The 26,020-nt window shown below is 70.8% G+C and carries 21 protein-coding genes; 7 read left to right on the top strand and 14 right to left on the bottom strand.

Translation table 11 applies throughout. The features are described 5' to 3' along the window. Position 1 precedes the first annotated feature (1 nt). The 7 genes from LPC04_RS22720 to LPC04_RS22690 all read right to left on the bottom strand — a co-directional run bounded on the left by LPC04_RS22720 (position 2) and on the right by LPC04_RS22690 (position 8,957). Positions 2-457: a phage tail protein gene (locus LPC04_RS22720; RefSeq protein WP_275684585.1), complete on the bottom strand. Its 456-nt coding sequence runs from the start codon at positions 455-457 to the stop codon at positions 2-4. A gap of 22 nt (positions 458-479) precedes the next feature. Further along, positions 480-2,399: a phage tail sheath family protein gene (locus LPC04_RS22715; protein WP_275684584.1), complete on the bottom strand. Its 1,920-nt coding sequence runs from the start codon at positions 2,397-2,399 to the stop codon at positions 480-482. Positions 2,400-2,444: 45 nt separating this feature from the next. Next, complete coding sequence (locus LPC04_RS22710) at positions 2,445-3,344, bottom strand: hypothetical protein (RefSeq protein ID WP_275684583.1); 900 nt, start codon at positions 3,342-3,344, stop codon at positions 2,445-2,447. Continuing rightward, on the bottom strand, positions 3,341-3,931 hold the full coding sequence (locus tag LPC04_RS22705; protein WP_275684582.1) for a Pvc16 family protein: 591 nt from the start codon (positions 3,929-3,931) through the stop codon (positions 3,341-3,343). Before LPC04_RS22705 ends, LPC04_RS22710 begins: the two co-directional genes overlap by 4 nt. Positions 3,932-3,935: 4 nt before the next feature. Beyond that, positions 3,936-4,211, bottom strand: coding sequence for a hypothetical protein (locus LPC04_RS22700; RefSeq protein ID WP_275684581.1), 276 nt, complete (start codon positions 4,209-4,211; stop codon positions 3,936-3,938). 319 nt (positions 4,212-4,530) lie between these two features. Continuing rightward, positions 4,531-5,652 carry a sigma-54 interaction domain-containing protein gene (locus LPC04_RS22695; RefSeq protein WP_275684580.1) on the bottom strand — a complete coding sequence of 374 codons (1,122 nt, stop codon included), beginning with the start codon at positions 5,650-5,652 and terminating at the stop codon, positions 4,531-4,533. Between the two features lie 698 nt (positions 5,653-6,350). Next, the gene (locus LPC04_RS22690; RefSeq protein WP_275684579.1) at positions 6,351-8,957 is read right to left on the bottom strand and encodes an ABC transporter permease; all 2,607 of its coding nucleotides are present in this window, start codon (positions 8,955-8,957) and stop codon (positions 6,351-6,353) included. 259 nt (positions 8,958-9,216) lie between these two features. Here LPC04_RS22690 and LPC04_RS22685 point away from each other — a divergent pair, with 259 nt between their 5' ends. Next, positions 9,217-11,535 carry a molybdopterin-dependent oxidoreductase gene (locus LPC04_RS22685; protein ID WP_275684578.1) on the top strand — a complete coding sequence of 773 codons (2,319 nt, stop codon included), beginning with the start codon at positions 9,217-9,219 and terminating at the stop codon, positions 11,533-11,535. A gap of 51 nt (positions 11,536-11,586) precedes the next feature. On the opposite strand, the gene LPC04_RS22680 is transcribed toward LPC04_RS22685, so the two are convergent. Continuing rightward, positions 11,587-12,276: an ABC transporter ATP-binding protein gene (locus LPC04_RS22680; protein WP_275684577.1), complete on the bottom strand. Its 690-nt coding sequence runs from the start codon at positions 12,274-12,276 to the stop codon at positions 11,587-11,589. Positions 12,277-12,612: 336 nt separating this feature from the next. Between LPC04_RS22680 and LPC04_RS22675 the strand changes: the two genes are divergently transcribed. Then, on the top strand, positions 12,613-13,383 hold the full coding sequence (locus tag LPC04_RS22675) for a GGDEF domain-containing protein (protein WP_275684576.1): 771 nt from the start codon (positions 12,613-12,615) through the stop codon (positions 13,381-13,383). Between the two features lie 57 nt (positions 13,384-13,440). Here the strand turns inward: LPC04_RS22675 and miaA are convergent, their stop codons facing one another. The 3 genes from miaA to mutL are packed head-to-tail and all read right to left on the bottom strand — an operon-like array spanning position 13,441 to position 17,946. Further along, positions 13,441-14,403, bottom strand: a complete 963-nt coding sequence (gene miaA, locus LPC04_RS22670; RefSeq protein WP_275684575.1) for a tRNA (adenosine(37)-N6)-dimethylallyltransferase MiaA — start codon at positions 14,401-14,403, stop codon at positions 13,441-13,443. 1 nt (position 14,404) lies between these two features. Further along, complete coding sequence (locus LPC04_RS22665; protein ID WP_275684574.1) at positions 14,405-15,934, bottom strand: pseudouridine synthase; 1,530 nt, start codon at positions 15,932-15,934, stop codon at positions 14,405-14,407. A gap of 47 nt (positions 15,935-15,981) precedes the next feature. Then, positions 15,982-17,946: a DNA mismatch repair endonuclease MutL gene (mutL, locus tag LPC04_RS22660; RefSeq protein WP_275684573.1), complete on the bottom strand. Its 1,965-nt coding sequence runs from the start codon at positions 17,944-17,946 to the stop codon at positions 15,982-15,984. A 47-nt stretch (positions 17,947-17,993) separates the two neighbouring features. Here mutL and LPC04_RS22655 point away from each other — a divergent pair, with 47 nt between their 5' ends. Further along, positions 17,994-18,626 (top strand): VTT domain-containing protein, encoded by a 633-nt coding sequence (locus LPC04_RS22655; protein ID WP_420854760.1) that lies wholly within the window; start codon positions 17,994-17,996, stop codon positions 18,624-18,626. A gap of 218 nt (positions 18,627-18,844) precedes the next feature. Further along, the gene (locus tag LPC04_RS22650) at positions 18,845-20,482 is read left to right on the top strand and encodes a nucleobase:cation symporter-2 family protein (RefSeq protein WP_275684571.1); all 1,638 of its coding nucleotides are present in this window, start codon (positions 18,845-18,847) and stop codon (positions 20,480-20,482) included. 6 nt (positions 20,483-20,488) lie between these two features. Here the strand turns inward: LPC04_RS22650 and LPC04_RS22645 are convergent, their stop codons facing one another. The 3 genes from LPC04_RS22645 to tsaE are packed head-to-tail and all read right to left on the bottom strand — an operon-like array spanning position 20,489 to position 23,270. Next, positions 20,489-21,301, bottom strand: a complete 813-nt coding sequence (locus LPC04_RS22645) for a transglutaminase family protein (protein WP_275684570.1) — start codon at positions 21,299-21,301, stop codon at positions 20,489-20,491. Positions 21,302-21,360: 59 nt separating this feature from the next. Further along, positions 21,361-22,779 carry an N-acetylmuramoyl-L-alanine amidase gene (locus tag LPC04_RS22640; RefSeq protein WP_275684569.1) on the bottom strand — a complete coding sequence of 473 codons (1,419 nt, stop codon included), beginning with the start codon at positions 22,777-22,779 and terminating at the stop codon, positions 21,361-21,363. Then, entirely contained in the window at positions 22,776-23,270 is a 495-nt protein-coding gene (tsaE, locus tag LPC04_RS22635; protein WP_275684568.1) for a tRNA (adenosine(37)-N6)-threonylcarbamoyltransferase complex ATPase subunit type 1 TsaE, read from the bottom strand. Before tsaE ends, LPC04_RS22640 begins: the two co-directional genes overlap by 4 nt. Between tsaE and queG the strand changes: the two genes are divergently transcribed. From queG to xerD, 3 genes are read left to right on the top strand one after another with little or no spacing between them, the layout of a single operon-like run. Beyond that, positions 23,253-24,380, top strand: coding sequence for a tRNA epoxyqueuosine(34) reductase QueG (gene queG, locus LPC04_RS22630; protein WP_275684567.1), 1,128 nt, complete (start codon positions 23,253-23,255; stop codon positions 24,378-24,380). The two genes, tsaE and queG, sit on opposite strands and share 18 nt — an antisense overlap. Before the next feature lie 33 nt (positions 24,381-24,413). After that, positions 24,414-25,076: a chalcone isomerase family protein gene (locus LPC04_RS22625; protein ID WP_275684566.1), complete on the top strand. Its 663-nt coding sequence runs from the start codon at positions 24,414-24,416 to the stop codon at positions 25,074-25,076. A 49-nt stretch (positions 25,077-25,125) separates the two neighbouring features. Further along, positions 25,126-26,019: a site-specific tyrosine recombinase XerD gene (gene xerD / locus LPC04_RS22620; RefSeq protein ID WP_275684735.1), complete on the top strand. Its 894-nt coding sequence runs from the start codon at positions 25,126-25,128 to the stop codon at positions 26,017-26,019. Position 26,020 lies beyond the last annotated feature (1 nt).

The following is a 26,020-nucleotide window of genomic DNA, read 5'->3' as shown; positions in this document are numbered from 1 at the left end:
CTCACTCCATCTCGAGCCGCTCGTACGCGAGCACCATCTCTTCCATCGCCACGTCCGTGCCCTTGGCGTTGAACGGGCCGCTGGTGTGCTTGATGATGCGCGCGCGCAGCAGCTTCCAGGTCATCACGGTGTCGGTGTGATCCTCGTTCTGCAGGTGCACGTAGACCGTGCGCAGCGCGTCGGGGTCGCCGTTGCGGATCTGGTCGAGCCACTGGTACAGGTTCAGCGAGCCGATGACGCCGCGCTTCAAGGTGACGTCGGTCATCTTGTTCAGCGTCGTCACCTTCATGACGCTGTTTTCCTTGTGGTTGCCATTGCGGTATTCCGCGACCGTCACCTCCATGCCGATGCCGGTGACTTCCTGGAAGCCGGCCTGCAGGCCTTCGGTCACGTTGTCACCGAGGTCGACGAGAAAGTTGAACGCTGCATACGGGGCGCGGGGAGTCAGTGTGGCCATGAGTGCTCCTGGCGGATGGGGGTCAGTTGGTGCTGTCGGCGGTCCACTGGCCGATGCGGAAGATCACGAACTCGGCGGGCTTCAGCGCGGCGACGCCGACCAGGCAGACGAGGCGGCCGTTGTCGAGGTCGTCCTGCGACATCGTCGAGCGGTCGCAGCGCACGAAATACGCCTGCTCGGGCTTGTCGCCCAGCAGCGCGCCGTTCTGGAACTGCCCCAACAGGAACTCCTGCACGGCGCGCCGCAGGTTGGCCCACAGCAGCGGCCCGTTGGGTTCGAACACCGCCCACTGCGTGCCCTTGTCGATCGAGTGCTCGAGGAAGGCGAAGTAGCGCCGCAGGTTGACGTACTTCCACTCGGGGTCGGAGCTGATCGTGCGTGCGCCCCATAGCCGCATGCCGCGGCCCTCGAAGTATCGGAAGCAATTGATGCCCTCGGGGTTGAGCACCTCCTGCTGCGCCTTGTTCAGGAAGCGCTCGAAGCCGAGCGCGAGGTTGACGACCTCGTTGGCGGGCGCCTTGTAGACCGCCCGGTTGATGTCGTTGCGCGCATAGATGCCGCACACCGAGCCCGACGGCGGGACGTAGATCTCCTGCTGCGACAGCGGGTCGAGGATTCGTATCCACGGGTAGTAGAGCGCGGCATAGCTGGAGTCGAGCTGCGCGCGCATGGCGCGCACGTCGGCGATCGCCTGGTCGTTGCCGCTGTCGATCACCGCGATGCGGTAGCGCATGCGCTCGCAGTGGTCGATCAGCAGATGGATGATGGTCTGGGCGGTCGGTTGGTAGGACGCGTCCTCATAGCCGAAGGTCGAGCCCGGCGCGGCGACGATCGCGATGTCGTCCAGGTCCTCGAACTGCATCAGGCCGGTCTTGCGATCGGTGACGGGATCGACCTGGCCCTCGTACTCGTCGGCCTCCGGACGCTGGCCATCGCTGCCGCCGGACATCACCATCCACAGGCCGCGCGCGGCGGCGGAGCTCGCGGGATCCGTCAGCGCCGTCCGCACGCCGGGCGCGGCGGCGAGCAGCGAATTCAGGACGTCCAGGCCGGTGCCCAGCGCGGCGACCTCGGCGTCGAGCAGCAGGAGCGGCAGCGTGCGCGCCCGCGACTGGTTGGCGGGCTGCTCCGCGAAATAGGCGAAAAGCGAATCCGGGCTGCCGCCGCGCTGGTGCATCGGATCGAGCGGCAGGTCGGCCACGACGAACTCGCCGGTGCTGCTGGCGAGCGGATCGACGTTGACCGTCGTCGTCACGATGCGCAGCTCCCAGTGGGCGGGCAGCAGGTCCGACAGGTGCACGCCGGCAGTGGCGAAGTCGTCGCCCGTGCTGGAGAAGCGCCAGCTGTCGGACGACGGGTCATACAGCGCGAGGTAGAAACCGGCGCTCGGCGCGGTTGGCGGCGACGTGGCCACCGGCGGCGACGTCGGGGCCCCGCCCTTGCTCCGCAGCCACACCACATCGCGCGGGAGCATCGAGCGCACGGCCGGCGTGCCGCCGTCGTTGACCAGCACGTTCTGGCCCGCCTTGAGCGTCAGCGTCACGCGCGCGTCGCCGGCGGCGCCGGGAAAGCGCGAATAGATGGTCAGCGGCGACGGGCTCGTGTCGAAGAAGCCGGCGGCGTGTCCCGGCAGCGAGCTGTCGCTGTCGGGCGGCGTGTACACGCGGCTGATGTACAGGCGCGTGCCGCCTTCCTCGAAGAACGAGCGCACGGCGTGCCACATGTAGTTGTCCATCGGCTCGCCCGAGTACACCAGCTGCTCGCGGCCGCCGTAGGTCCGCTCGAACTCCACGAGGCTCGTGATGATGTCCGGCTCGATGTCGAGCGGGCCGTACCGGGTCGGCCCGACGAAGCCGGTCGTCGTGGTGCCGACCCCCTCGATGGACTTCGTTTGAAAAGAGACTTCCTCGACGAATACGCCGGGTGCGAGGTATTCAGGCATCTGCTTTCTCCTGGACTCGGGGGGCTCGGGGACGAAGAGCGCGCATCACGCGGACAGCAACAGGAACGACGCGTCCGTGGGCGGCTGCGCCTCGGTGCGGGCCGTCATCGGAATGCGGTACTCGAGACGACGCGGCGTCGGCGTTCCGCTGACGGCGTCGACGACAGGACACGGAGACGCGAGCTGGCCGAGGATGTCGGCGAGGTCGGGGGCGGCGAGGGTGGCGGCACGCCAGGCCTGCAGCGTGACGGTCCAGCGGAAGTCGAACTGCGCCACCGAAGGCGAGGTCAGCGGCTGGGCGGGCGGATTCGGGTAGGGGAACATCACCGCGACGCGGCCCTGCGTGTCGGCGAGGCCGAGGCCGCGCAGCCGGCCGTCGATGCTGGCGCCCAGCAGCGTCCATGCCGGGATCTCGAGCGTGCCCTGCACGCGCATCTGGGCGTAGACGACGGCGAGCGGCGACGGGACGGCGCGGCTGGGCGTGGAGAACAGCGGCACCTTGGCGGCGAGCGTCGTCGGCGAGGCGACGTTGTCGTCGGGCCAGAGCGGCAGCGCGGGCGCGCTGACCGGCACGAGCGAGGACACGTCGAGCAGGCCCGGCTGCGGCAAGTCGACGTCGAAGCCCATGGGCAGGAAGCGGCCCAGCGGATCATTGACCTCGACCCGGTAGGCCGGCGATGGCGAAGTCGGGCCCTGCCACCACGGCAGGTCGCGGGGCGAGGCGACGACCTGTTCGAACTTGCGCTGGCCGGCAACGTCGATGGCGGCGTAGACGTCGTTGGCGTTGCGTCGCAGCTGTCGGCGCGCGAGCGGATTGGCCGCGGGAAAGACCTGGACATCCAGCCCCTCGACGATGGACGTGCCGCCCGCGAGATCCCAGAAACGGATGCCCAGCGGGGTGTTGCGCTGGAACGACCCGAGGCGCTGCGACACGACGGCGCTCATGCCGGGCCTCCCTCTCCATCCACGAGGATGGACTGAACGCGCGGACCTTCGTCGACCGACTGCTCCGAGTCCAGCATCACCGCGCGGATGCGGTACGTGGCCGACACCGGCAGGCGCGGACGCAGGCGATCCCACAGCGTGAGGTAGTCGGCGAGCGACAGCGGCTCGCACACCACCTCGAGGCCCTCGTTGTCGGCGAACGCATCGCCCTGCGCGAGGTAGTGGTTCAGGTGGCCGGCGCTGAGCACGCTGTTGTCCTCCAGCATGCGCATCACCCAGCCCAGCATGCGGTGCTGCATCTGGACGTCGGTTGCCCAGGTCGAGATCATGTAGTGCAGGTCCAGCGGCAGCGAGGGCCGCACGCGCCGGCCGTCCGGCCTGCGGCGCAGCGCGAGGTTGCGCATCGTCGGATTGACGCCGACGTGGAACAGGAACACCGAGAAGCCGTTGTCCATCGGCGCCTCGAAGTCGCGCGTCTGGTAGAGGCTCACCTGGACGCCGGCGTCGAACTCGTCGCGCGGATACTGGTCGCGGATCATGCCCTCGAGGGCACTGCTGACGGCGGCGATGGCGCGATAGGTGGCCATGGCTTCAGGCGCCGGGGTGGCCCTGCAGGAGCGCGTCGATCTGCAGGTCGCTCGCGGTCCGGCGGTAGCGCAGGTGGCCGTCGAGGGCCGCCACCGGCTCGACGATGCGGTGTTCGACCATCCAGGCAAGAGCGGGCAGCAAGAGATCCATCGGCACTTCGGACTCCATGTCAAACCACCAGAGGCGGATGCCTTCGGTCGTATCCGACGCATGCGGGTTGAGGCGCAGGTAGCAAGCCAGCGCCCGAACGACCTCATGGATTTCGAGGGACTTTCCCATCGCGCTTCGACTGGTGTGCCAGGACTGTTTGCAACGACCGTGCCAGTCGCCGGCGTCTGCCAAGTGCTTGATTCGCCGACATCTCAGGTTGGCGAGGCAGGATGATTTCGTCTGGCCAAGGAGAGGGAGGTCGTGCGCGATGGCCCCGCGCCGCGAGCGTCGGACGTCAGGGCGGAAATGTCCGTGTACCCGGCTGAAATAGTCCTGGCCGGATCGCGCGCGAGCGCGCCCATGCGCGTCGCGCGATGGATGCGAAGCGGCATCGGGATAGGATGGAAATGGCGCCGCGGTGGCGGCACGCCAGCGGCCTGCGGGCCGGTCAGGCCGCGCGCTGGCGGAAACGCTCGGGCTCGATCCGGTGCTTGCGGATCAACTCGAAGAACGCACGCCGGTCCTTCTTCGCTGCCAGCGCCGCATGCGTGACGTTGCCGCGATGCAGCAGAAGGGCCTGCTCGATGTAGTCGCGCTCGAAGCTGTCCACGACGCGCGACTTTGCAACCTGGAAGGATTCGTCGCCGGCGACGGGTGCGGCGGCGCCGCCATCGTCGATGTCGAGGTCCTCGGCGCGCAGCACCGGTCCCGGCGCGAGCAGCACTGCGCGTTCTATCGTGTGGCGCAGCTCGCGCACGTTGCCCGGCCACGCATGAGACAGCAGCTTGCGCAGCGCGGTGGGCGACAGTCCCGGGATTGGCCGCGCGAATTCATGGCTGAACTCGCGCAGGAAATGAAGCGCCAGCACCGGGATGTCCTCGCGGCGCTCGCGCAGCGCCGGCAGCCGGACGTTGAGTACGTTGAGCCTGAAGAACAGGTCCTGCCGGAAGCGGCCGTCGCGCGCGAGCTGGCGCAAGTCGCTGTTGCTGGCCGCGATCACGCGCACGTCCGCGCGCAGCGCCGCCTGCGAGCCGACTGGACGGAACTCGCGCTCCTGCAGCAGCCGCAGCAGCTTCGCCTGTGCGGCGAGCGGCAGGCAGTCGACCTCGTCGAGGAACAACGTGCCGCCCGCGGCCTCGCGAACGATTCCGGCCTGCGCAGCGTGTGCGGCGGTGTACGCGCCCTTCGCGTGGCCGAACAACTCGTTCTCGACCAGTTCGGCGGGGATCGCCGCGCAGTTGACGGCGACCCAGGGCTGCGCCGCGCGCGCCGACAGGTAGTGCACCGCCTGCGCGCAGACCTCCTTGCCGGTGCCCGTCTCGCCGGAGATGAGCACGTTGGCCTGGCAGCGCGCCATCACGGGCAACTGCGCCGCCACCAACGCGCAGGCCGCGCTCACATGCACGAAGCCGCGGATCTCGATGTCGGACGCCGGATGCATCGCTTCGCAGGCGGGTTCCTCGAGCGGCCCGGCCGCGCGCGACAGGCGCACGAACAACTCGGGCGCGCTCGTGGGCAGGCAGACGAAGTCGCGCACGCCCGCGCGCACCAGGGCGCTGAGCGCTGCCATGTCCAGGTCGGGGGCCGCGCAGACACTCGCGCACTCCGGATGGCGGCGTCGCATGGTGTCCAGGACGTGCAGCGTGGCATCCAGATGCGATGCGTCAGTGACGACGACCAGTCCGCAGATGCCCGCGCCAATCGAGTCGGGGTCGCAAACGACGCGTTCGACGGTGAATCCTTCGCCGCCCTCGCCGAGTGACAGGAGGCTGTCCGCACAACTCTCGAGACCGGCGTGCGAGTAGATTGCCCATCGAGTGCAGGACACCGCCATACCTCCCTGACGTATTGATCGTCAGTCTTCAGAGTCTGCGGCGCCCCGTCGGGCGAGGGCCATCCCTAGTCTGTCGAGCAGGAGGGTCGTTCCTCGAAACGTGGGAACGCGGTGGCGCGAGTTCGCAAAAGGAGGGTCGAATCGCGACTGCAGTGGTGGGGTCATCGCAGCATGCCGAGCGGGGTTCTGGTGAGCGGTCGCCTTGGTCGTGGTCTCAGGAGCAATGCAGTCCGAACTCAATGAGTGCGGGTGGTTCGCGCATGTCGCTGCGGTCGATGCGCGTACCGGGTCGACCGCGTCAAGTCCAGGCCTCTCAGTTGTCCGGCGGTGCGCTTCGCGCGCGCAGGAACTCTGGGCAATGGAACTTGAAACGAGGCTCGAGCACGACAGCGCGATGGGCAGGAATTCTGCATCGGCGACGAATCAAGGTCTTCTTACCAGTCCTCCTTCACCGCACGTATGACGTCGCGGCCGGCGGCGGCATGACCGCTGCCCCACGCGGTCAACGCGCCCGCGAAGATCACGCCCAGGCCCAGCGTCAGCAGGGTGCCGGGGGGCACGCTCATTTGCATGGTCCAGTGGAAGCTCTGTGGGTTGACGACCTTCACCAGCACCACGCTGACCGCGAGTCCGAGCGCCAGGCCCAGCGCGGCGCCGACGGCGCTCCACAACGCGCCTTCGGACGCCACGAGCGTCAGCACCTGGCGTCGCGTGAAGCCCAGGTGCTGCAGCGTGCCGAACTCGCGCCGACGCGCGAGCACCTGCGCCGAGAAGCTGGCCGCGATGCCCGCCAGGCCGATCGCCAGCGCGACGCCCTGCAGCCAGCGCGTGACGGCGAAGCTGCGGTCGAAGATGCGCAGCGAGTAGTCGCGCAGCTCGCCGGAGGTGGCGATCTCGATGGGTGAGTCGGCCGGGACGGCCGCCTTCAGGCGCGCGACGACCGCGGTGCGGCCGTCTGTCGCGGACGACTCCTTGGCGTCGCGATCGACCAGCCACACGGCGAGGCCGCTGACGCGCTCGTCGCCGGTCAGGCGCAGCCAGTCGGCGCGCGCCATCAGCAACGCGCCTTGCTGGCGGGCATAGTCGCGCCAGATTCCGCGCACGACGGCGCGTGCGGCGGTCGTGCGTGCCTTGGCGCCCGTGGCGGGCGCGCGCGGCGGCAGCGGCACCTCCATGATGTCGCCCTTCTTCAAGTGCTGCAGCGCCGCCAGCACCTCGCTCGGATAGACCGACAGCACGCCGGAGTCCGCCGGCGGAGGCGGTGTCGCATCGGGTGCGACGATCCACGGGAGCGCCGGCGCGGCGTTGCCCGTCGGCAGGTCGCGCACGAGCAGCGTCGCGTCGGGTTGATCGGGTGCGAGCGTGATGGTGACCAGGCGCTCGGCGCGTATCTGCCGCACGCCCGGGCCCGAGGCCGCGGCCAGCACCGCAGCCGGCAGGAACACCGGCCCTTCGCTGGCGCCGGGTGGCGCCCGCACGTAGACATCGGCGGGCAGCACGTCATCCAGCCAGACGATCAGCGAGTCGCGAAAGCTCGCGACCATCACCGTGAGCGCCACCACCAGGCTCAGGCTGGCCACGACGCCGGCGACCGCAGCGGTCGCGGCGTGGCGCTGGTCGACGGCACGCGCGACCGCGAGCGCCGCGACCGGATTGCGGGCGCCTCGAAAGCCCTTCAACAGCAGCGCGACGACCTGCGGCACCAGGCTGATCCCGCCCAGCAGCAGCACGCCGACGCAGGCATAGGCGCCCCAGGGGATCGCGCGCCAGGGCGGGACGAGCGCCAGCGCGACCGCGAGCGCGATCAGTCCGAGCCCGTACCCGACAGGCCAGTCGCTGCCGCTGGCGGTGCTGAGACCTTTGAGGCTTTGCGCGGGCGCGAGACCTTGCGCTGCACGAGCAGGCCACCAGCCGCCGGCGAAGGCCGACGCGACGCCGAGCGTGAAATACGCGAGCGCCGCCAGCACGTTCCACTGCAGATGCGGCGTGCTGGCGCCCAAGGTGCCGCTGCCCAGGTCGCCGCCCAGCGCGCGCAGCGCCGCGGCGGCCAGCGCCGTGCCGAGCGCGAGACCCGCGAGACCGCCGACCGCGCCCACCGTCAGGCTGTCGGCCCAGACGAGCGTGCGGCGCTGGCGTCCGCTCATGCCCAGCACGCCCAGCAGCGCGAGCTGCGGGATGCGCTTGGCGACCGCCAGCGACTGCACCGAGAACACGAGGAAGCCGCCGGTGAACAGCGCCACCAGCGACAGCACGCTGAGGTTGACACGGTAGGACTGCGACAGGCGCGCCATGCGCAGCGCCGCCTCGTCGGGCGCGGCGGCGCGCACGTCCGGGCCGGCGTCGAGCGCCCCCATCACGGCCTCCTGGCGCGCACCGGGCGCCAATCGCACGTCGACACGCGACAGCGAACCGACGCGATCGAAATGCGTCTGCGCGCCGGCAATGTCCATCACCAGCAGGGGCGGCCCGTCGGCGGCGATGCGGCCGCCGATCGCGAAGCTCTGCTCGCGGCCGTCGACCCGCAGCGTGACGTGGTCTGCCGTGCCCAGTTGCGCGCGCGCCGACGCATTGACGAACACGAGATCGGGATCGAGTGCCGACAGCGGCGCGACCGGTGAGGCCTGCGCGCCGGCCGTGCTCGACGCGGACGAGGCCTCGGGCTGCGCGAGCCAGCCCGGCGAGATCCACGGTGCCACCAGTGCATCAAGGCCCAGCAGGCGGGCGGGATGCGATTGCCCGTCGCGGCCGCGAAGGCCGACGGCGAGGTCGATCACCGGACTCGCTCGCGCCACGCCCGGCGTCATCGCGACGCGCGCGTACAGGTCTTCGGACAGCAGGCCGTCACGCGGACGCACGCTGAAATCGGGCGCGCCGCTGGCTGCGTGCACCGCGGTCTCGAACTCCGACAGCGCCGACGCGTTGATCAGTTGCACCGCGAACGCCAGTGCGACGCCCAGCGCGACGGCCATGACCGCCGCGGCCTGTCGCCACGGATGATGTCGCCATTCCGCCCACAACAATTGCAGGTGGAGCGCTGCCATCGAGAACGATGACGGGCGCGGCGGCGAGGAAGTCAGGGCAGGGGACACGGACGATTCGATGAGGGAGACAGCGACATCCTGCCATCAATCAAAAGGCTCGCCCGGCGCGGATCGACGGGTTTCGGGGCGAAATGACCCGTGCTGCGCATCTGGTCGCATTTGTCGCCGAAGTGGCAGCCACGACGCCGCGAGGCCACCATCATCGAGCGAGTCGCCGTATCCTTTGCGGCAGCATGACAAGACAACGACCGAGACATCCATGACGCTTGCCACATCCTCCACCGGCGCCGCCTCCGAACATGCCGGCAGCGCATCGCCCACGCGCGTCGTCCAGCGCATCTGTCCGCTGTGCGAGGCGTGCTGCGGCCTGAGCCTGACGGTGTCGGGCACGGGCGCTCACGCCCGCGTGATCGCGATCCGCGGCGACGAGCAGGACGTCTTCAGCCACGGCTATGTGTGTCCGAAGGCGGTCGCGCTGAAGGATCTGGAGGACGACCCCGATCGCCTGCGCCACCCCTTGATCAAGCGCGACGGTCGCTTCGTCGAGGCGAGCTGGAACGAGGCCCATGCCGAGATCGCGCGCCGCCTTCCGCCGCTGCTGGCCGTGCATGGCCGCGACGCGCTCGCGTTCACGCTGGGCAATCCGAACGTGCATCGGCTGGGGCTGGGCCTGTATGTGCAGCGCCTGCTGCGCGCCGCCGGCTCGCGCAACGTGTTCAGTGCCTCGACGCTCGACCAGATGCCGCGCCAACTGGCGAGCGGCTGGATGTACGGCCATCCGCTGACGGTGCCGGTGCCCGACATCGACCACTGCGACTTCCTGCTGATGCTGGGCGCCAATCCGATGGCCAGCAACGGCAGCATGTGGACCGTGCCCGACTTCCGTGGCCGCGCGAAGGCGATGCGTGCCCGCGGAGGCCATCTGGTGGTGATCGACCCGCGACGCACCGAGACGGCCGCGATTGCCGACGAGCACCACTTCATCCGGCCAGGCACCGATGTCTTCCTCTTGCTGGGGATGCTGCACGCGGTGTTCGACCAGGCGCTCGCGCAGCCCGGTCGCCTCGGAGAATTCCTGTCCGTCGGCGACAGCGGCATCGAGGCCCTGCAGGCCGCGGTCGCGACCTACACGCCCGCGCGCATGGCCGCGCGTTGCGGCGTGCCGGCCGAGACGCAGCGCGCGCTCGTGCGCCGCCTCGCCGCTTCGCCACGCGCGGCGGTCTACTCGCGCATCGGCTCGAGCACGCAGCGCTTCGGAACGCTCAACTCGGTGCTGATCGACGCCCTCAACATCCTGACCGGCCACCTCGACCGCGAAGGCGGCGTGATGTTCCCCAACGCGGCCGCGTTCGCCGCCAATACGCAGGGCAAGCCGGGTGTCGGCCGCGGCATGGCCACCGGGCGCACGCGCAGCCGCGTCTCGGGCGCGCCCGAGGTGCTGGGCGAATATCCCACCAGTTGCCTGGCCGAGGAGATCGAGACCGGCGGCCCCGGCCAGATCAAGGCGCTGATCTCGGTGGCCAGCAACCCGGTGCTGTCGGCGCCCAACGGCGCGCGCATCGCGCAGGCGCTGCGCCGCCTCGATTTCATGGTCAGCGTCGACATCTACCTGAACGAGACCACGCAGCACGCCGACGTGATCCTGCCTGGCCTGTCGAGCTTCGAGGAGCCGCACTACGACGTCAGCTTCCCGCAGCTGTCGTGCCGCAACCATGCGCGCTACAGCCCGCCGGTGTTGCCGGCGCGGCCGGACGCGCAGAGCGAGTGGCAGTCCTTGCTGCGCATCGCTGCGCTGCTGCGCGGCGAGCCTGGCGCCGATCTCCCGGACTTCGACCTCGCCGCGTTCGACGACCGGCTGCTCGCCGACGACCTGCGCCGCCAAGCCGCGGGCGTGCCCGACGAGTTGCAGGCCGCGATGCTGAAGGCGCTCGGCAGCGCGCCCGGCCCGGAACGCCTGCTCGATCTCGCGCTGCGCGCCGGCCCGCACGGCGATCGCTTTGGCCAGAAGCCGGGCGGGCTCAGCCTGGACGCGCTGAAGGCCGCGCCGCATGGTGTCGATCTCGGCGCGCTGCAGCCGCGCCTGCCCGAGATCCTGCGCACGCCGAGCGGCCGCATCGAACTGTGGCCGATGCCGGTGGCGGCCGAGCTTGCTGCAGTCGATGCCGTATTGCTTGAGCCGCCGCCCGACCTGGTGGTCGTCGGCCGGCGCGACGTCCGCTCCAACAACAGCTGGATGCACAACCTGCCGACGCTGGCCAAGGGCCCGGAGCGTTGCACGGCGCTGCTGAATCCGGCGGATGCGGCGCGCCACGGCGTGCAGGCCGGTGACCGCGTGCGCCTGCATGGCACGGCGGGGCGCGCGATCGAATTGCCGGTAACGCTGTCCGACGAGATGATGCCGGGCGTCGTCAGCGTTCCGCACGGTTGGGGCCACGACCAGGCCGGCGCGCGTCTGGGCGTCGCAGCGCAGCGACCGGGTGCCAACCTCAACGACCTGCTGGACGACCAACTGCGTGACCCGTTGTCGGGGACGTCGGTGCTCAACGGCGTGCCAGTCACGCTCAGCCGCTGTGTCTAACGGTTCGCCTCGGGCCGAGCGGTGCGCGACGGCAAGTTCGGCCGAGCGGGCCTAGCTCGACACCGGCAGCCGCACGCCCTGGGCCGTCAGTTCCAGCACGCGGTCGCAGCGCGCCGCGGCCGGCGGCGAGTGGGTAACCATCAGCACGCCGCCGCCGGTGCGGCGGGCGGCGTCGACGAGGACGTCCATCACCAGCCCGGCGCTGCGCGGGTCGAGGTTGCCGGTGGGCTCGTCGGCCAGCACCAGCGCCGGCTCGTGAACCAGGGCGCGGGCAATGGCCACGCGCTGCAGTTGTCCGCCCGACAGTTGGCGCGGGGCGCGGTCGCCGAGGCCCCCGAGGCCGACGGCCGCCAGCATGCGGTCGACACGGTCGCCGCGCGGGCGGCCCAGAAGCTGCAGCGGCAACCCGACGTTGTCGGCCACGCTCAGGTGCGGCAACACGTGGAAGGCCTGGAACACGAACCCCAGGTCCTCGCGGCGCAGCCGGGCGGCCTCGGGCTCGGACAGGCCCAGCACGTCGCGGCCGGCCAGGGTGACACTGCCGGCGTCGGCGGTGTCGAGTCCGGCCACGCAGTTGAGCAGCGTCGACTTGCCGACGCCCGACTCGCCCAGAAGCGCCACGAGCTCGCCGCGGGCCATGACGAGCGAGACGTCGCTGAAGATGAAGGCGTCGCCGTAGCGCTTGGCGAGGCCGGAGACGGTGAGCAAGGGGGCCGGGTCGGCGGACGGAGGGGCGTTCATTCGGCGCCAAGCATACGTGACCGGCTTCTGCTCGACAGCGGCCCGGGCCGAACTTCTGTCGTCGCGCGGTCGTTGCAGAATAAGGAGATTCACCATTTACGTGACATATGGGCGCGCAGGACTGTCGCCGCTGCGGGCTCTGCCGCACAATCAACTAGGAATCGGCTCATTGGCGGGCGGGCGCGGCCGATAAGGTCTGAACGCCGCCTTCCGGCTTGGGGAAGCGGCCAGGAGCCCGCGGCCCGGAGCCGGGCGCTGGAATTGCCCGCGTGCGAGTCGGCGCCGGCAGGTTTTTCTTGAGGTGGATGGGTGACGGCTGAAATCGATTCTTCGACCTTGAGCGGGCTCGTGAAGGTGCTCGAGCGGCGCAGCACGCGATTCTGGGCGGGCGCGGCGATCGCGATCGCGATCGGCAGCGTTGCCGCCGCCACCGGCATGGGGCTGCTGGCCGGCGGCCGCGCCGGGCTGGTCGCGCTGAGCGTCGCCCTGTTCTTCGCGCTGGCCGGGCTGGTGCTGGCGGGCATGGTGATCCGCCTCGCGCGAATCGTGGCCGACACGCGCGCCAGCCAGGTACTTCATGCGGTCGACGACCACCTCACCGGCCTGTCCAACCGCCGCCACTTCCTCGAACTCGTGGAACGCGAATTCGCCCGCTGCCGCCGCTATGGCGACGACGGCGCGCTGCTGCTGATCGACGCCGACCACCTGCGACGCATCAACGAACACCTGGGCCAGCTGTGCGGCGACGCGCTGTTGCTGGAGGTCACCAAGCGTGTGGGCACGACGCTGCGCCAGCCCGACCTGCTGGCCCGTTTCGGCGGCGCCGAACTCGCCGTCTTCCTCCCCAACACCGACCCGCTGGGCGCGCTGGACGCCGCCGAGCGCATCCGCCAGCAGGTGGCCTCGGCGCCCTACACCTGGCAGCAGACGCACGTCGTGGCCACGGTCAGCATCGGCGTGGCCACCGTCCATCAAGGCCAGCTGAGCGTCGACACCATGGTGCACGAGGCCGAGCAGGCGCTGGAGGCCGCCAAGGAGGCGGGCCGCAACTGCGTCCGCACCGGGCCGATCAAGCCGCGCAAGAACGGGGAGCGCGTGTCGACTTGACAGGTGCGTCCGTCCACGCCGAAGCCGTTGCCGTCCGAAAGGGTTGCAGCGGTTTTTTCAATCTGGTGCCGTGCCGGCGGGCCCGATCAGCGATTCGACGAGCGTGACGAGCCGCGCCTCGACCTCCGCCGCGTCCGCCTCGACCACCCGCCGATGGGCCATGCTCCGCAGCCACGTGATCTGCCGCTTGGCCAGCTGCCGCGTCGCCGCGACGCCGCGCTCGCGGATGTCGACGAGATCCGGCGGATCGGCGCGATCCAGCGCCTCCCAGGCCTGCCGATAGCCGACGCAGCGCGTCGAAGGCAGGTCGAGGTGCAGCCCCGGATCCGCCCGCAGCCGGCGCACTTCGTCGAGAAAACCGGATGCCAGCATCGCATCGAAACGCTGCGCGATGCGCGCGTGCAGCCACGCGCGGGACGCGGGTTCGAGCGCGATCAGCGCGCCATCGGCGGGCGGCGCCGCGCGGCGCGCGCGCAGGTGCAGCGTCGACAGCGGCGTGCCGCTTGCGCGCCAGACCTCCAACGCACGCTGGATGCGCTGCGAGTCGTTGGGCTTGAGCCTCGCTGCGGTCGCCGGGTCGACCTCGGCGAGCCGCGCATGCATCGCGGGCCAGCCGAGCTGCGCGGCCTCGGCGTCGATCGCGGCGCGGATCTCCGGGTCGGCGGCGGGCATCTCGTCGATGCCGTCGATGAGCGCCTTGAAATACATCATCGTGCCGCCGACCAGCAGGGGCCAGCGGCCGCGCGAACGGATCTCGTCGATCAGGCGACGCGCGTCGGCGACGAACTGGGCGGCGGAGTACGACTGCGCCGGAGAGAGGATGTCGAGCAGGTGGTGCGGCGCGGCGGCCTGCTCCGCGGCGCTGGGCTTGGCGGTGCCGATGTCCATGCCGCGGTAGACCAGCGCCGAGTCGACGCTGACGACCTCCACCGGCCAGCGCCGCGCCAGCGCGAGCGCCAGCGCGGTCTTGCCGGACGCGGTCGGGCCGGCGAGGCCCAGCCACTTCAGGCCCGAGTCCACGTCAGAACCGTTCGTCGTCGCGCAGGTAGCGCCACTGGCCCGGCGGCAGCTTGCCCAGCACCACGCTGCCGATGCGCACGCGCTTCAGGCCGGTGACGACCAGGCCGACGGCCTCGCACATGCGGCGGATCTGGCGCTTGCGGCCCTCGCGCAGGACGAAGCGCAGCTGGTCCTCGTTGGCCCAGCTGACCTTGGCCGGGCGCAGTTCGCGGCCGTCCAGCCACAGGCCGTGGCGCAGACGGTCGAGGTCCGTGTCGGGGAACTGGCCGCCGCGCGGGTATTCGACGCGCACCAGGTATTCCTTCTCGACGTCGGAGTCGTCGCCGATCAGATGGCGCGCGATGCGGCCATCCTGCGTGAGCACAAGCAGGCCGGTGGAGTCGATGTCGAGCCGTCCGGCGGGCGCGAGGCCGCGCGCGTGGCCGAAGTGCCAGCGCTCGCGCGACGGATCCTCCGGCCAGTGGTTGGCCTGCGTCACCAGCACCACCGCGGGCTCGTAGCCGTCCTCGGCCTGGCCGCTGACGTAGCCGATGGGCTTGTGCAGCAGGATGGTCACGCGGTGCGCCTGCTGCGTGCGCGCGGCCTCGTCGATCTCGATGGTCTGGTGCGGGAACACGCGGGCGCCGAGCACGGCGGGCACGCCGTCGACCTTCACCCAGCCGGCGTCGATCCAGTCGTCGGCCTCGCGCCGCGACGCGATGCCGCGTTCGGCGAGCACCTTGGACAGGCGCTGGTCCTCGCGCCGCGGCGCATTCGGGTCGAATGGCGGCTGCTGCGGCGGACGGGGTTGTGCGGCGGCCTCGCGCTCGAAGTCGTCGCGCCGGCGCGGCGGCGGGCGATCGTTCGGGCCGGGCGGACGACGATCGCCCTGCGGCGGACGCGGACGATCGCCCGCGAAGCGCCGGTGATCCTCGCGCGGGGCGTCGGAACGCGGACGCTCGTTGGGGCCTTGCGGATAGCGCGGGCGATCGCGGTCGCCGAAGACGGCGCGCTCGTCGATCGGCCCGCCGCGATCGTTGCCGTGGCCCGTCGGATGGCGATCGTCGCGCCGGCGATCCTGGCGCGGCGGGCCGCCGGCGTGGCGGTCGTCCTTGCGGGACGACTCGCGCGGTGCCGGGAACTCGGGCGGGCGCGAGTCGACGAACCCGGGCCGCGGACCGCGCTCCTGCCACGGGCCGGGGCTGGTGCGGCGCTCGCCGGGGCGATCCGGACGCGGCGCGTCGCCGTAGGCCCGCCTCGGACCGTCGCGCCGGTCGCGCGGCGAAGCCGGCGGCGGGTCGGCGCGCCAGACGTTGCTGGGCGTGTCGCGCCGCGGCGGCGGCAGGTCGCGCAGGTCGGGCTTCTTGCCACGCGCGGCGGCGTGCTCGGTGGGCTTGCGCTCGTGCGGTCGCTGCTCCATCACGCGCTGGCCGACGTGCGGCTTGTCGCGGCCCTCGGGCTCGGGCGGCGTGGCCTCGGCGCGCGGAATGCGGCGCGGCGGCGCGGGCGGCTTGTTCGGAGGTTCCGGCGGCGGTGAAGAGGAATCGGTCATGTCGGGGTCAGCCGGAAAAGAGGAATCGGCAAGCAAAGGCAGAGGAATCAGCGGCCGCGCAGGAACAGCGCGTCGAGTTCCTTCATCGTCACCTGGCGCCACGTCGGGCGGCCATGGTTGCATTGGTCGGAGCGCTCGGTCGCCTCCATCTGGCGCAGCAGGCCGTTCATCTCCTCGAGCGTGAGGCGGCGGTTGGCGCGCACCGCGCCGTGGCAGGCCATCGAGGCGAGGACGTCGTCGCGGGCGCGCTGCACCAGGCTGCTGGCGTCGACCTCGGCGAGATCGGCCAGCACCGAGCGCACGAGGTCGACCGGGTCGGCCTGCAGCAGCGCGGCGGGCAGGCTGCGCACGGCCAGCGTGGTCGGGCCCATCGTCGAGACGTCGAGACCGAGCGTGCGCAGCGTCTCGGCGTGCGTCTCGACCAGCGCATGCTCGGCCGGCGTGGCGGCGAAGGTGGCGGGGATCAGCAGCGCCTGCGTGGGCATGTCGTGCGTGGCGGCGCCGGCCTTCAGGCGTTCGTAGACGATGCGCTCGTGCGCGGCATGCATGTCGACGACGACCAGCCCCTGCGCGTTCTCGGCCAGCACGTAGACGCCCTGGATCTGCGCGATCGCGCGGCCCAGCGGCCAGTCGCTGGCATCGGCCTTGGCGACGGCGGCGACGGCTTCGTCGTTGCCCTGTGGACGCACCCAGGAGGGCGCCGATTCGCGGGCCTCGAGCACCGCGGTGCCGCCGGAATCGAGCACGCCGCCGGCGACGACCGCCGGCGCACTCGAGTCGCCGAAGGCGCGTGCGAACAGCGACGCCGTCGTCGCCCCCGCGAGCGGATCGCGCGTGTCGCTCGCGAGCGCCCACGGGCGCGCGGGCGCGAGGCCGGCGGCGTTCCAGCCGGGCGTCGTGGCGCTGCCGGTGCCGTTGATGCGCTCGACAGCCGCGGCGGCCGCGGCCGCAAAGCCGCCGGGCGTGCCGAACGAGGTGCCGACCACGCCCGTGCCGGGGGCGGTGGCGCCCGACGGCGCGAGCACGTCCTCCACCGCGCGCTTGACCGCCTGGTGGATCGCCCCCGAGTCGCGGAAGCGCACCTCGATCTTGGTCGGATGCACGTTGACGTCGACGCGCGCCGGATCGATCTCGATGAACAGCACGTAGGCCGGCTGCTTCTGGCCGTGCAGCACGTCCTCGTAGGCGCTGCGCAGCGCGTGCGCGATCAGGCGGTCGCGCACGTAGCGGCCGTTGACGTAGACGTACTGGTGATCGCTGCGCGTGCGCGCCGCGGCGGGCAGGCCGACGCGGCCGCGGATGGCGATCGGGCCGATCTCGGCCTCGAGCGGGCGGCTGTTGTCGATGAATTCCTCGCCCAGCACGTCCTTGATGCGCTGCGACTCGTCGCTGGCGCGCCATTGCTCGACCAGCTTGCCCTCGTGCCACACGGCAAAGCCCACCATTGGCCGCACGAGCGCATGGCGCCGCACGGCCTCGATGCAGTGCGCCAGCTCGGTGGAATCGGACTTCAGGAACTTGCGGCGCGCCGGCGTGCTGAAGAACAGTTCGCGCACTTCGACGGTGGTGCCCTGCGCGCGGGCGGCGGGCGACAGCTCGCCGGAACGCGCGTCCAGCCGCTGCGCGTGGCCGGCCGCGGGCGTGCGGCTGACCAGCGCCAGCTCCGACACCGACGCGATCGCCGCCAGCGCCTCGCCGCGGAAACCCATCGTCGTGACGGACTCGAGGTCGTCGAGCGAGCGGATCTTGCTGGTGGCGTGGCGCTTGAGCGCGAGCGGCAGCTCGGAGGCCTCGATGCCGCCGCCGTCGTCCTCGATCAGGATGGCGCGCACGCCGCCTGCCACGAGGCGGACGCCGATCTGCGTGGAACCGGCGTCGAGCGCGTTGTCGACCAGTTCGCGCACCACGGAGGCCGGGCGCTCGACCACTTCGCCCGCGGCGATCTGGCTGACCAGTTCGTCGGGTAGTTCACGGATCGTGCGGCGCTCGGACGGCGCTATCTGGACAGTCATCCCCGTATTGTAGGAACCCCGGTCGATAATCGCCGCCCATGGACTCCATGATCCCCTTGTTTCAGCATCTTCTTCACGCCGACCAGTACCTGGCGGCCTTCGTCGCGGCCAACGGCCTGTGGGTGTACGCCGTGCTCTTCGCGGTCATCTTCATCGAGACCGGCGTCGTCGTGATGCCCTTCCTGCCCGGGGACTCGCTGCTGTTCGTCGTCGGCGCCACCGCGGCGACCGGCCTCCTCGACATCACGATGGCGCTCGGCGTGATGTTCGCCGCCGCGGTGCTGGGCAACCAGACCAACTACACGATCGGCCGCTGGTTCGGCCCGCGCGTCTTCCATTGGGAGAACTCGCGCTGGTTCAGCAAGGACGGCTTCGACAAGGCGCATGCCTTCTACGAAAAGTACGGCGGCGTCGCCCTGATCGCCGGCCGCTTCATGCCCTTCGTGCGCACGTTCGCGCCCTTCGTCGCGGGCGTCACGATGATGACGCGGCGCCGCTTCACGCTCTACGACGTCACCGGCGCCGCGCTGTGGATCGGCAGCGTGACGCTGCTGGGCTGGGGCATCGGCAACCTGCCGTGGGTGAAGACGCACCTGCAGTGGATCTTCCTGTCGATGATCATCATCCCGGGCGTGCTGGCGCTGTTCGGGGTGCTGCGCAAGAAGACGCAGGCGGCATAGGCGGCGCCGGCTCGCTCGGCCGGACGACGATGGGGTTATCACGTATACAAAGCTCGAATCAGACTGTATACAGTTTTGACACGTCGCCGCGGAGCCTGCCGCGCCGGGCCCCGTGCCCTGGCCGGCAGTCGCGACGTCCACTCCTTACAGAGCCCGCTGTGGTGAGGGGAGGGTGCATGGCCCGAAGGCCTGCGCCCTCTGCCACTCTGGAGGACGCGATGGACGCACCGCTTCGTGACCGCTCGGCAACCCCCGCTGCCGCCGTTCAACCCTTCGACGAGCGGCTCCCGGCCGCACGCCTGGCCGCGCTGGGGCTGCAGCACGTCCTGGTGATGTATGCCGGGGCGATCGCGGTGCCGCTGATCGTCGGCCGCGCCCTCAAGCTGGCGCCCGAGCAAGTGGCGATGCTCATTTCCGCCGACCTGCTGTGCTGCGGGCTCGTCACGCTGATCCAGTCCTTCGGCCTGAACCGCTGGTTCGGCATCAAGCTGCCCGTCATGATGGGCGTGACCTTCGCGGCGGTCGGCCCGATGGTGGCGATCGCCAACGGCGTGCCCGGCCTGGACGGCGCGCGGGCCATCTTCGGCGCCGGCATCGGCGCGGGCCTGATGGCCATCCTCATCGCGCCGTTGATGAGCCGGCTGCTGCGCTTCTTCCCGCCGGTCGTCACCGGCACGACCATCGCGATCATCGGCATCAGCCTGATGCGCGTGGGCGTGGGCTGGGCCGTCGGCGGGCCGTCCAACGTGGCGCAGTTCACCGATGTGCCGCAGTTGGTGCAGATGGTCGAGAAGGCCCAGCTGGACGCCGCCGTCGCCGCGGCGGCCGCCGCGGCCTCGGGTGTCCATGCCGACGCCACCGCGGCCGCGCCGGAGCCCGCGCGAGCCGCGGCGGCCGAAGCGGCCGCGGCCTCCGCCCCGGCGGCTTCCGGCCTGCGCAAGTACCTTCCGAAGTTCACCCGGCTGCAGTTGCCCGGCCCCGTGCCGATGAACGACAACCCGGCCTACGGCGCGCTCGACAACATGGCCGTGTCCGGCGCGGTGCTGATGTTCATCCTGCTGCTGGTGCGCTTCTTCACCGGCTTCCTCGCCAACATCTCGGTGCTGCTGGGCATCGTGATGGGCTGCGTGGTCGCCATCGCGATGGGCAAGATGAGCTTCGCCAAGGTGGCCTCGGCGCCGTGGTTCGACGTCGTCACGCCGTTCGCCTTCGGCATGCCCACCTTCGACCTCGTCGCCATCGCCACGTTCACGGTCGTGATGATCGTCGTGATGATCGAGTCCACCGGCATGTTCCTGGCGCTGGGCGACATCACCGGCAAGACCATCGGCCAGGCCGACCTGGCGGCCGGGCTGCGCGTCGACGGCCTGGGCACCGTGATCGGCGGCATGCTCAACACCTTCCCGCACACGAGCTTCTCGCAGAACGTGGGCCTGGTGGCGGTGACCGGCGTGAAGAGCCGCTGGGTCTGCGTCGTCGGCGGCGGCATCATGATCGTGCTGGGCATGCTGCCCAAGATGGCCGCCCTCATCGAGGCGATCCCCCAGTTCGTGCTGGGCGGCGCCGGCCTCGTGATGTTCGGCATGGTGGCCGCGACGGGCATCCGCATCCTCGCGACGGTGGACTACAAGAGCAACCGCTACAACCTCTACATCGTCGCACTGGCCATCGGCTTCGGCCTGATCCCGCTGGTGGCGCCGCGCTGGATGCAGCAGATGCCGCACAGCCTGCATCCGCTGCTCGAGTCCGGCATCCTGCTGACCTCGATCTCCGCGGTGCTGCTGAACCTGTTCTTCAACGCGGGCCGGCCGGAGGCTGCGAACCGGACGCAGCAGCAACCCCTGGCGGCGCATTGACGCGGGTCATGGCGCGGCCAGGGGCGGCGGCGCCGGATCCGCGTGCAACTCCACGCGCACCGTGAGCCGCTCCGTGGTCAGGTCGCCGTAGTTGGACAGGAACGCCACGTCCGCCGCATCGCGCCCGTAGGCCACGACGATGCGGCCGCCGCGCGGCGCGTCCTGCGTGGCGTCGAACGTGTACCAGCGGCCGCCGACGAACGCCTCGAACCAGGCGTGCATGTCCATCGGGTCGAGCTCGTGCAGGTAGCCCACCACCATGCGCGCCGGGATCTGCAGGGCCCTGCAAAGGCCGATGCCCACGTGCGCGAAGTCGCGGCAGACGCCGGCGCCGCGGGCCAGCGTGTCGAGTGCGTCCGTCGCGGCATCGCTCACGCCGTAGCGGTAGTCGAGATTGCCATGGATCCATGCCCGGATCGCCTCGACCTGCGCGTAGCCCGGCGCGACGCCCGCCACGAGCTCGCGGGCGCGCTGCTCCATCTTGTCGCTGGGACAGTAGCGGCTTTGCAGCAGGAACTGCAGCGCGGCGTCCGGCACCTGGTCGACCGGCGTTGCGGGCGCGTTCGGATCGACCGCGATCGTGGCCTCGGTGTCGACGACGACGTCGACGCGGATGCGCATCCGGCCCTGCGGCACGACGAAGCGCTGGCAGAGGTTGCCGAACGAATCGACGTACTCGGTCGACGGGACGTGGGGCTCGAAGAAGTAGGCCTCGCTGGCGAGCCACTGCGCGAGTCCGCTGCTCGGTCGCAGCATGGCGACGGTGGGGCAGTCCTGAGGCGCCGAGACCTCGATGTCGCACATCGCCTTGAGCCGCATCGCGTCGCTTTCCGTGGAGATCGATGCGGCGCAATGGCAAGCGCGGCGCCCGCGGATCGCTACAGGTCGCGATGCCGCGCGATCGGCGGGTTCTTCGCGAAGTAGCGATCGATCCCCGTGAACAGCGCCTCGACCAGCTTGGTGCGGTAGTCGGCGTCGCGCAGCTTGTCCTCTTCCTGCGGGTTCGAGATGAACGCCGTCTCGACGAGGATGGACGGGATCGCAGGCGCCTTCAGCACCGCGAAGCTGGCCTGTTCGACCTCGCCGCGGTGCAGCTTGCCGACCTTGCCGATGCGGCTCAGCACCTCGCCGCCGACGCGCAGGCTGTCCTTGATCTGCGCGGTGGTGCTCATGTCGAGCAGCGCGCGCATCACCTGGGCGTCCTTGACCTTGACGCTGACGCCGCCGACCGAGTCGGACTGGTTCTCGCGGTTGGCCATCCAGCGCGCGGCCGCGCTCGAGGCGCCGCCCTGGCTCAGCGCGAAGACCGAGGCGCCACGCGCGTCGGGCGTGAAGAACGCGTCGGCGTGGATCGAGACGAACAGGTCGGCCTGCACGCGCTCGGCCTTCTTGACGCGCTCGCCCAGCGGCACGAAGAAGTCGGAGTCGCGCGTCATCAGCACGCGCACGCCGGGCTTGGCGTTGAGGCGCTCGCGCAGCTGCATCGCGATGGCCAGCACGACGTCCTTTTCCTTCAGGCCGGTCGGGCCGATCGCGCCGGGGTCCTCGCCGCCGTGGCCCGGGTCGATCGCGATGACCAGCAGGCGGTCGACCTTGCGCTTTTCCTCGGGCGTGAGCGGACGCGACGCGAAGGGCGCCTGCATCTCCATCGACGAGGTGTCGATGCCCGTGCCGCCGTGCGTCGCGGGGTTCACCTCGGCCACGCGCGGCGCGGAGGCGGGCAGTGGCGTCGGGATGGTCGCGATGTCGGTGCCGGCCAGCGAGGGCGCGCTGGCGCCCGCCGGGATCTTGCCGATGAACTCGCCGAGGGCGTCCTGCACTTCCTGCGCGGCCCGTTGCTCGGACTGCTCCTTGCCGCGCAGCAGCGCCAGCACCGGATCCTGCTGCTTGACCGGATACAGGTCGAACACCAGCCGGTGCTGGTACGCGGCGACCGGTGCGAGCGTGAACTGCTGCGGCGCGACGGCCTGCTTCAGGTCGAGCACCAGCCGCACGACGCGCGGCTGGTTCTGGCCGACGCGCACGCCGGCGATGAACGGGTCATCCGCGCGCACCTTGCCGACGAGGTCGCGCAGGGCGGGGCTCAGCTCGAGGTTGTCGATGTCGACGACGAGCCGGTTCGGGTTCTCGGCCAGGAAGTTGTGCGCGGCCAGCGGCTGGTCGGACTCGATGGTGACGCGCGTGTAGTCGGCCGCGGGCCAGACGCGGACGGCGACGATGCTGGCGCCGAACACCAGGTCGGTGGCGCCCAGGCACAACACGAGGCTGCCGCCGCGCAGCAAGTCTCTACGCTTCATGAACCCAGATTGTCGATCAGAAGCAGGCCCTTGGGGGTCATCGCGTCGTATCGGACGCGTCGAATCGTCTCGTCGTGTGGCGTGATGGTCACGCGCAGGTCGGGCACGGGCAGCAGCGGCTCGGCTTTCTCGGCCCACTCGACCAGCTTCAGGCCGGGCGCGCCGAACAGCTCGCGCAGGCCGGCGTCCTCCCATTCCTGCGGGTCGTCGAAGCGGTAGAAGTCGAAGTGCGAGATCGCGACGTGGTCGAGCTCGTAGGTCTCGACGACCGCATACGTCGGGCTCTTGATGCGGCCCTCGACGCCCATCGCGTGCAGCAGGTGGCGCACGAAGGTCGTCTTGCCGGCGCCCAGCGGGCCCTCGAGCTCGACGAAGGCGTCGCGCAGCGCGGACGCGATGGCGAGCGCGCCCGCGTCACGCGCGCACGCGGGCTCGTCGGCCCAGCTGGCCTGCGATGTTCCTAGAATCGGCGGATGTTGCAGCTGCGTCATGAGGTCGGGGAGGATCCCGGGAAGGTCGCTCTATTGCGCCGTCTCGAAGGCTGGGCGCGCGAGTTGGGATTCTCACAGATCGGGGTGGCCGAGGTGGATCTCGGCACGGAGGCCGAGGACGGCCTGCGCGCCTGGCTCGAGGCCGGCTTCCACGGCAGCATGGGCTACATGGCGGCGCACGGCATGAAGCGGGCGCGCCCGGCCGAACTGCAGCCCGGCGCGCTGCGCATCGTCACGGCGCGCATGGACTACCTGCCCGAGTCGCGCGGCGACGATTGGCAGGCGCAGGAAGAGGCGCGGCTGACGCGGCCCGGCGAGGCCGTCATCTCGATGTATGCGCGGGGCCGCGACTATCACAAGGTGCTGCGCAACCGGCTGCAGAAGCTGGCCGACAGGCTGGCGGACGAGATCGGCCCGCTGGGCCATCGCTGCTTCACCGATTCGGCGCCGGTGCTGGAGGTCGAACTGGCCACGCGCTCGGGCCTGGGCTGGCGCGGCAAGCACACGCTGACGCTCGCGCGCGACGCGGGCTCGATGTTCTTCCTCGGCGAGATCTTCGTCGACATTGCGCTGCCGCTGACCGCCGCCGCCGAGCCGCACTGCGGCCGCTGCACGGCCTGCATCGACATCTGCCCGACGCAGGCGATCGTCGCGCCGGAGCGTCTCGATGCGCGCCGCTGCATCTCGTACCTGTCGATCGAGAGCGACGACCCGATCCCCGTGGAATTCCGCCGCGCGATGGGCAACCGCATCTACGGCTGCGACGACTGCCAGGTCGTCTGCCCGTGGAACAAGTTCGCGCGCCGCACGTCTTTACCGGACTTTGCAGAGCGCGCCGACCTCGTGCACCCGACGCTCCTGGACCTGTTCTCGTGGAGCGAGGACGAGTTCCTGCGCCGCACCGAGGGCTCGCCGATCCGACGCATCGGCCATGCGCGCTGGCAGCGGAACATCGCCGTGGCGCTGGGCAACGCGCTGCATGCGGGCGAGCCGCGTGAACAAATCGAGGCTGCGTTGCGCGCGCGCCTGGCCGACGCGAGCACGCTGCTCGCGGAGCACATACAGTGGGCGTTGTCGTCCGCGCCGGTCGCTGGCGCGTTGAACGATTGAGGCGTCGCGTCGCGAAGCCCGCGAGGAGGGTTGATGATTCACGATCCATGGCGCCGTCCCGCGCGCCGCGCGTTCGCCGGCGCCCGCGCCATCGGCCAGGGCCTGCTGGGCGTCGCGCTGATCGCGCTGGTCGCGCTGGCGTTCCTGCCCGGCGCGAATGCCGCCGAGGCCGCGACGCCGATCACGCTCGAAGACCAGACCTTCCCGGCCGACGCCCGCGTCGCCGGCACGCCGCTGCAGCTCAACGGTGTCGGCCTGCGCGCGGCGTTCATCTACAAGGTCTACGTCGCGGGCCTGTACCTGCCGACGCACGCCGCCACCGGGCCTGAAGTCCTCGCCGAAAGCGGGCCCAAGCGCCTGCAGGTGCGCCTGCTGATGGACGGCCCCTCCGACGAGTTCGCCAAGGCCTTCACCGGCGGCATCGCCAGGCGCACGCCGGCCGGCCAGGTCGCCGCGATGGGCGATCGCATCGCCGCCTTCGACCGCACGCTGCGCAGCGTCGGCAACGTCAGGAAGGGCGACATCGTCAATCTCGACTACGCGCCCGCCGTCGGCCTGACGATGACCGTCAACGGCAAGCCCTTCGGCGCGCCGGTGCCGGGGGCCGATCTCTACGCCGCGCTGCTGGGCATCTTCGTTGGCGACCAGCCGGTGGACGCGCGGATGAAGGCCGGCATGCTGGGCCTCGCGAGCTGAATTGGTTGCCGCGAAGAAATCGGCCAGGCCGGTCGGCGACGCGGCGGCGATGCAGCGCAGCCAGGGCGTGATCGACCGCTTCCTCGACGGCCTGTGGCTGGAGGACGGCCTCGCGAAGAACTCGCTCGCGGCCTATCGGCGCGACCTGACGCTGTTCGCGGCGTGGCTGTCGGACGCCGAGGCGCGCGACATCGTGCAATCGCGCGCCATCGACGTGCAAGGCTACATGCTCGCGCGCCACGCGGGCAGCAAGGCCACCAGCGCGAACCGGCGCCTCGCGGTGTTCAGGCGTTTCTATCGCTGGGGGCTGCGCGAGCGCCTCCTCACCGAGGATCCGACGCTCAAGCTGCGCCCCGCGCGCCAGGCGATGCGTGTGCCCAAGACGCTCAGCGAGGCCCAGGTCGACGCGCTGCTGGCCGCGCCCATCGTCGACACGCCGCTGGGCGCGCGCGACCGCGCGATGCTGGAGCTGATGTACGCGAGCGGCCTGCGCGTGAGCGAGCTGGTCGAGTTGAAGCTGGTCAACCTGAGCCTGGCCGACGGCGTCGTGCGCGTGATGGGCAAGGGCTCGAAGGAGCGCCTGGTGCCGTTCGGCGACGAGGCGCGGCGCTGGCTCGAATCGTGGCTCGCGACGGCACGGCCCGAGCTGCTCGAAGGCCGGCGCAGCGACGCGCTGTTCGTGACGGTGCGCGCAGCGGCGATGTCGCGCCAGATGTTCTGGAACCTCGTCAAGAAGTACGCGCTGGCCGCGGGCATCCGCAACCCGATCTCGCCGCACACGCTGCGCCACGCGTTCGCCACGCACCTGCTGAACCATGGCGCCGACCTGCGCGCCGTGCAGCTGCTGCTGGGCCACGCGGACATCTCGACGACCACGATCTACACGCACGTCGCGCGCGAGCGCCTGCGGCAGCTGCACGCGAAGCATCACCCGCGCGGGTGAG

Source organism: Scleromatobacter humisilvae (assembly GCF_023231945.1).
GTDB classification, from domain to species: Bacteria; Pseudomonadota; Gammaproteobacteria; order Burkholderiales; family Burkholderiaceae_C; genus Scleromatobacter; species Scleromatobacter humisilvae.
Note: the sequence above shows the minus strand (reverse complement) of the source record. Positions and strands in the feature narration are given on the sequence as shown.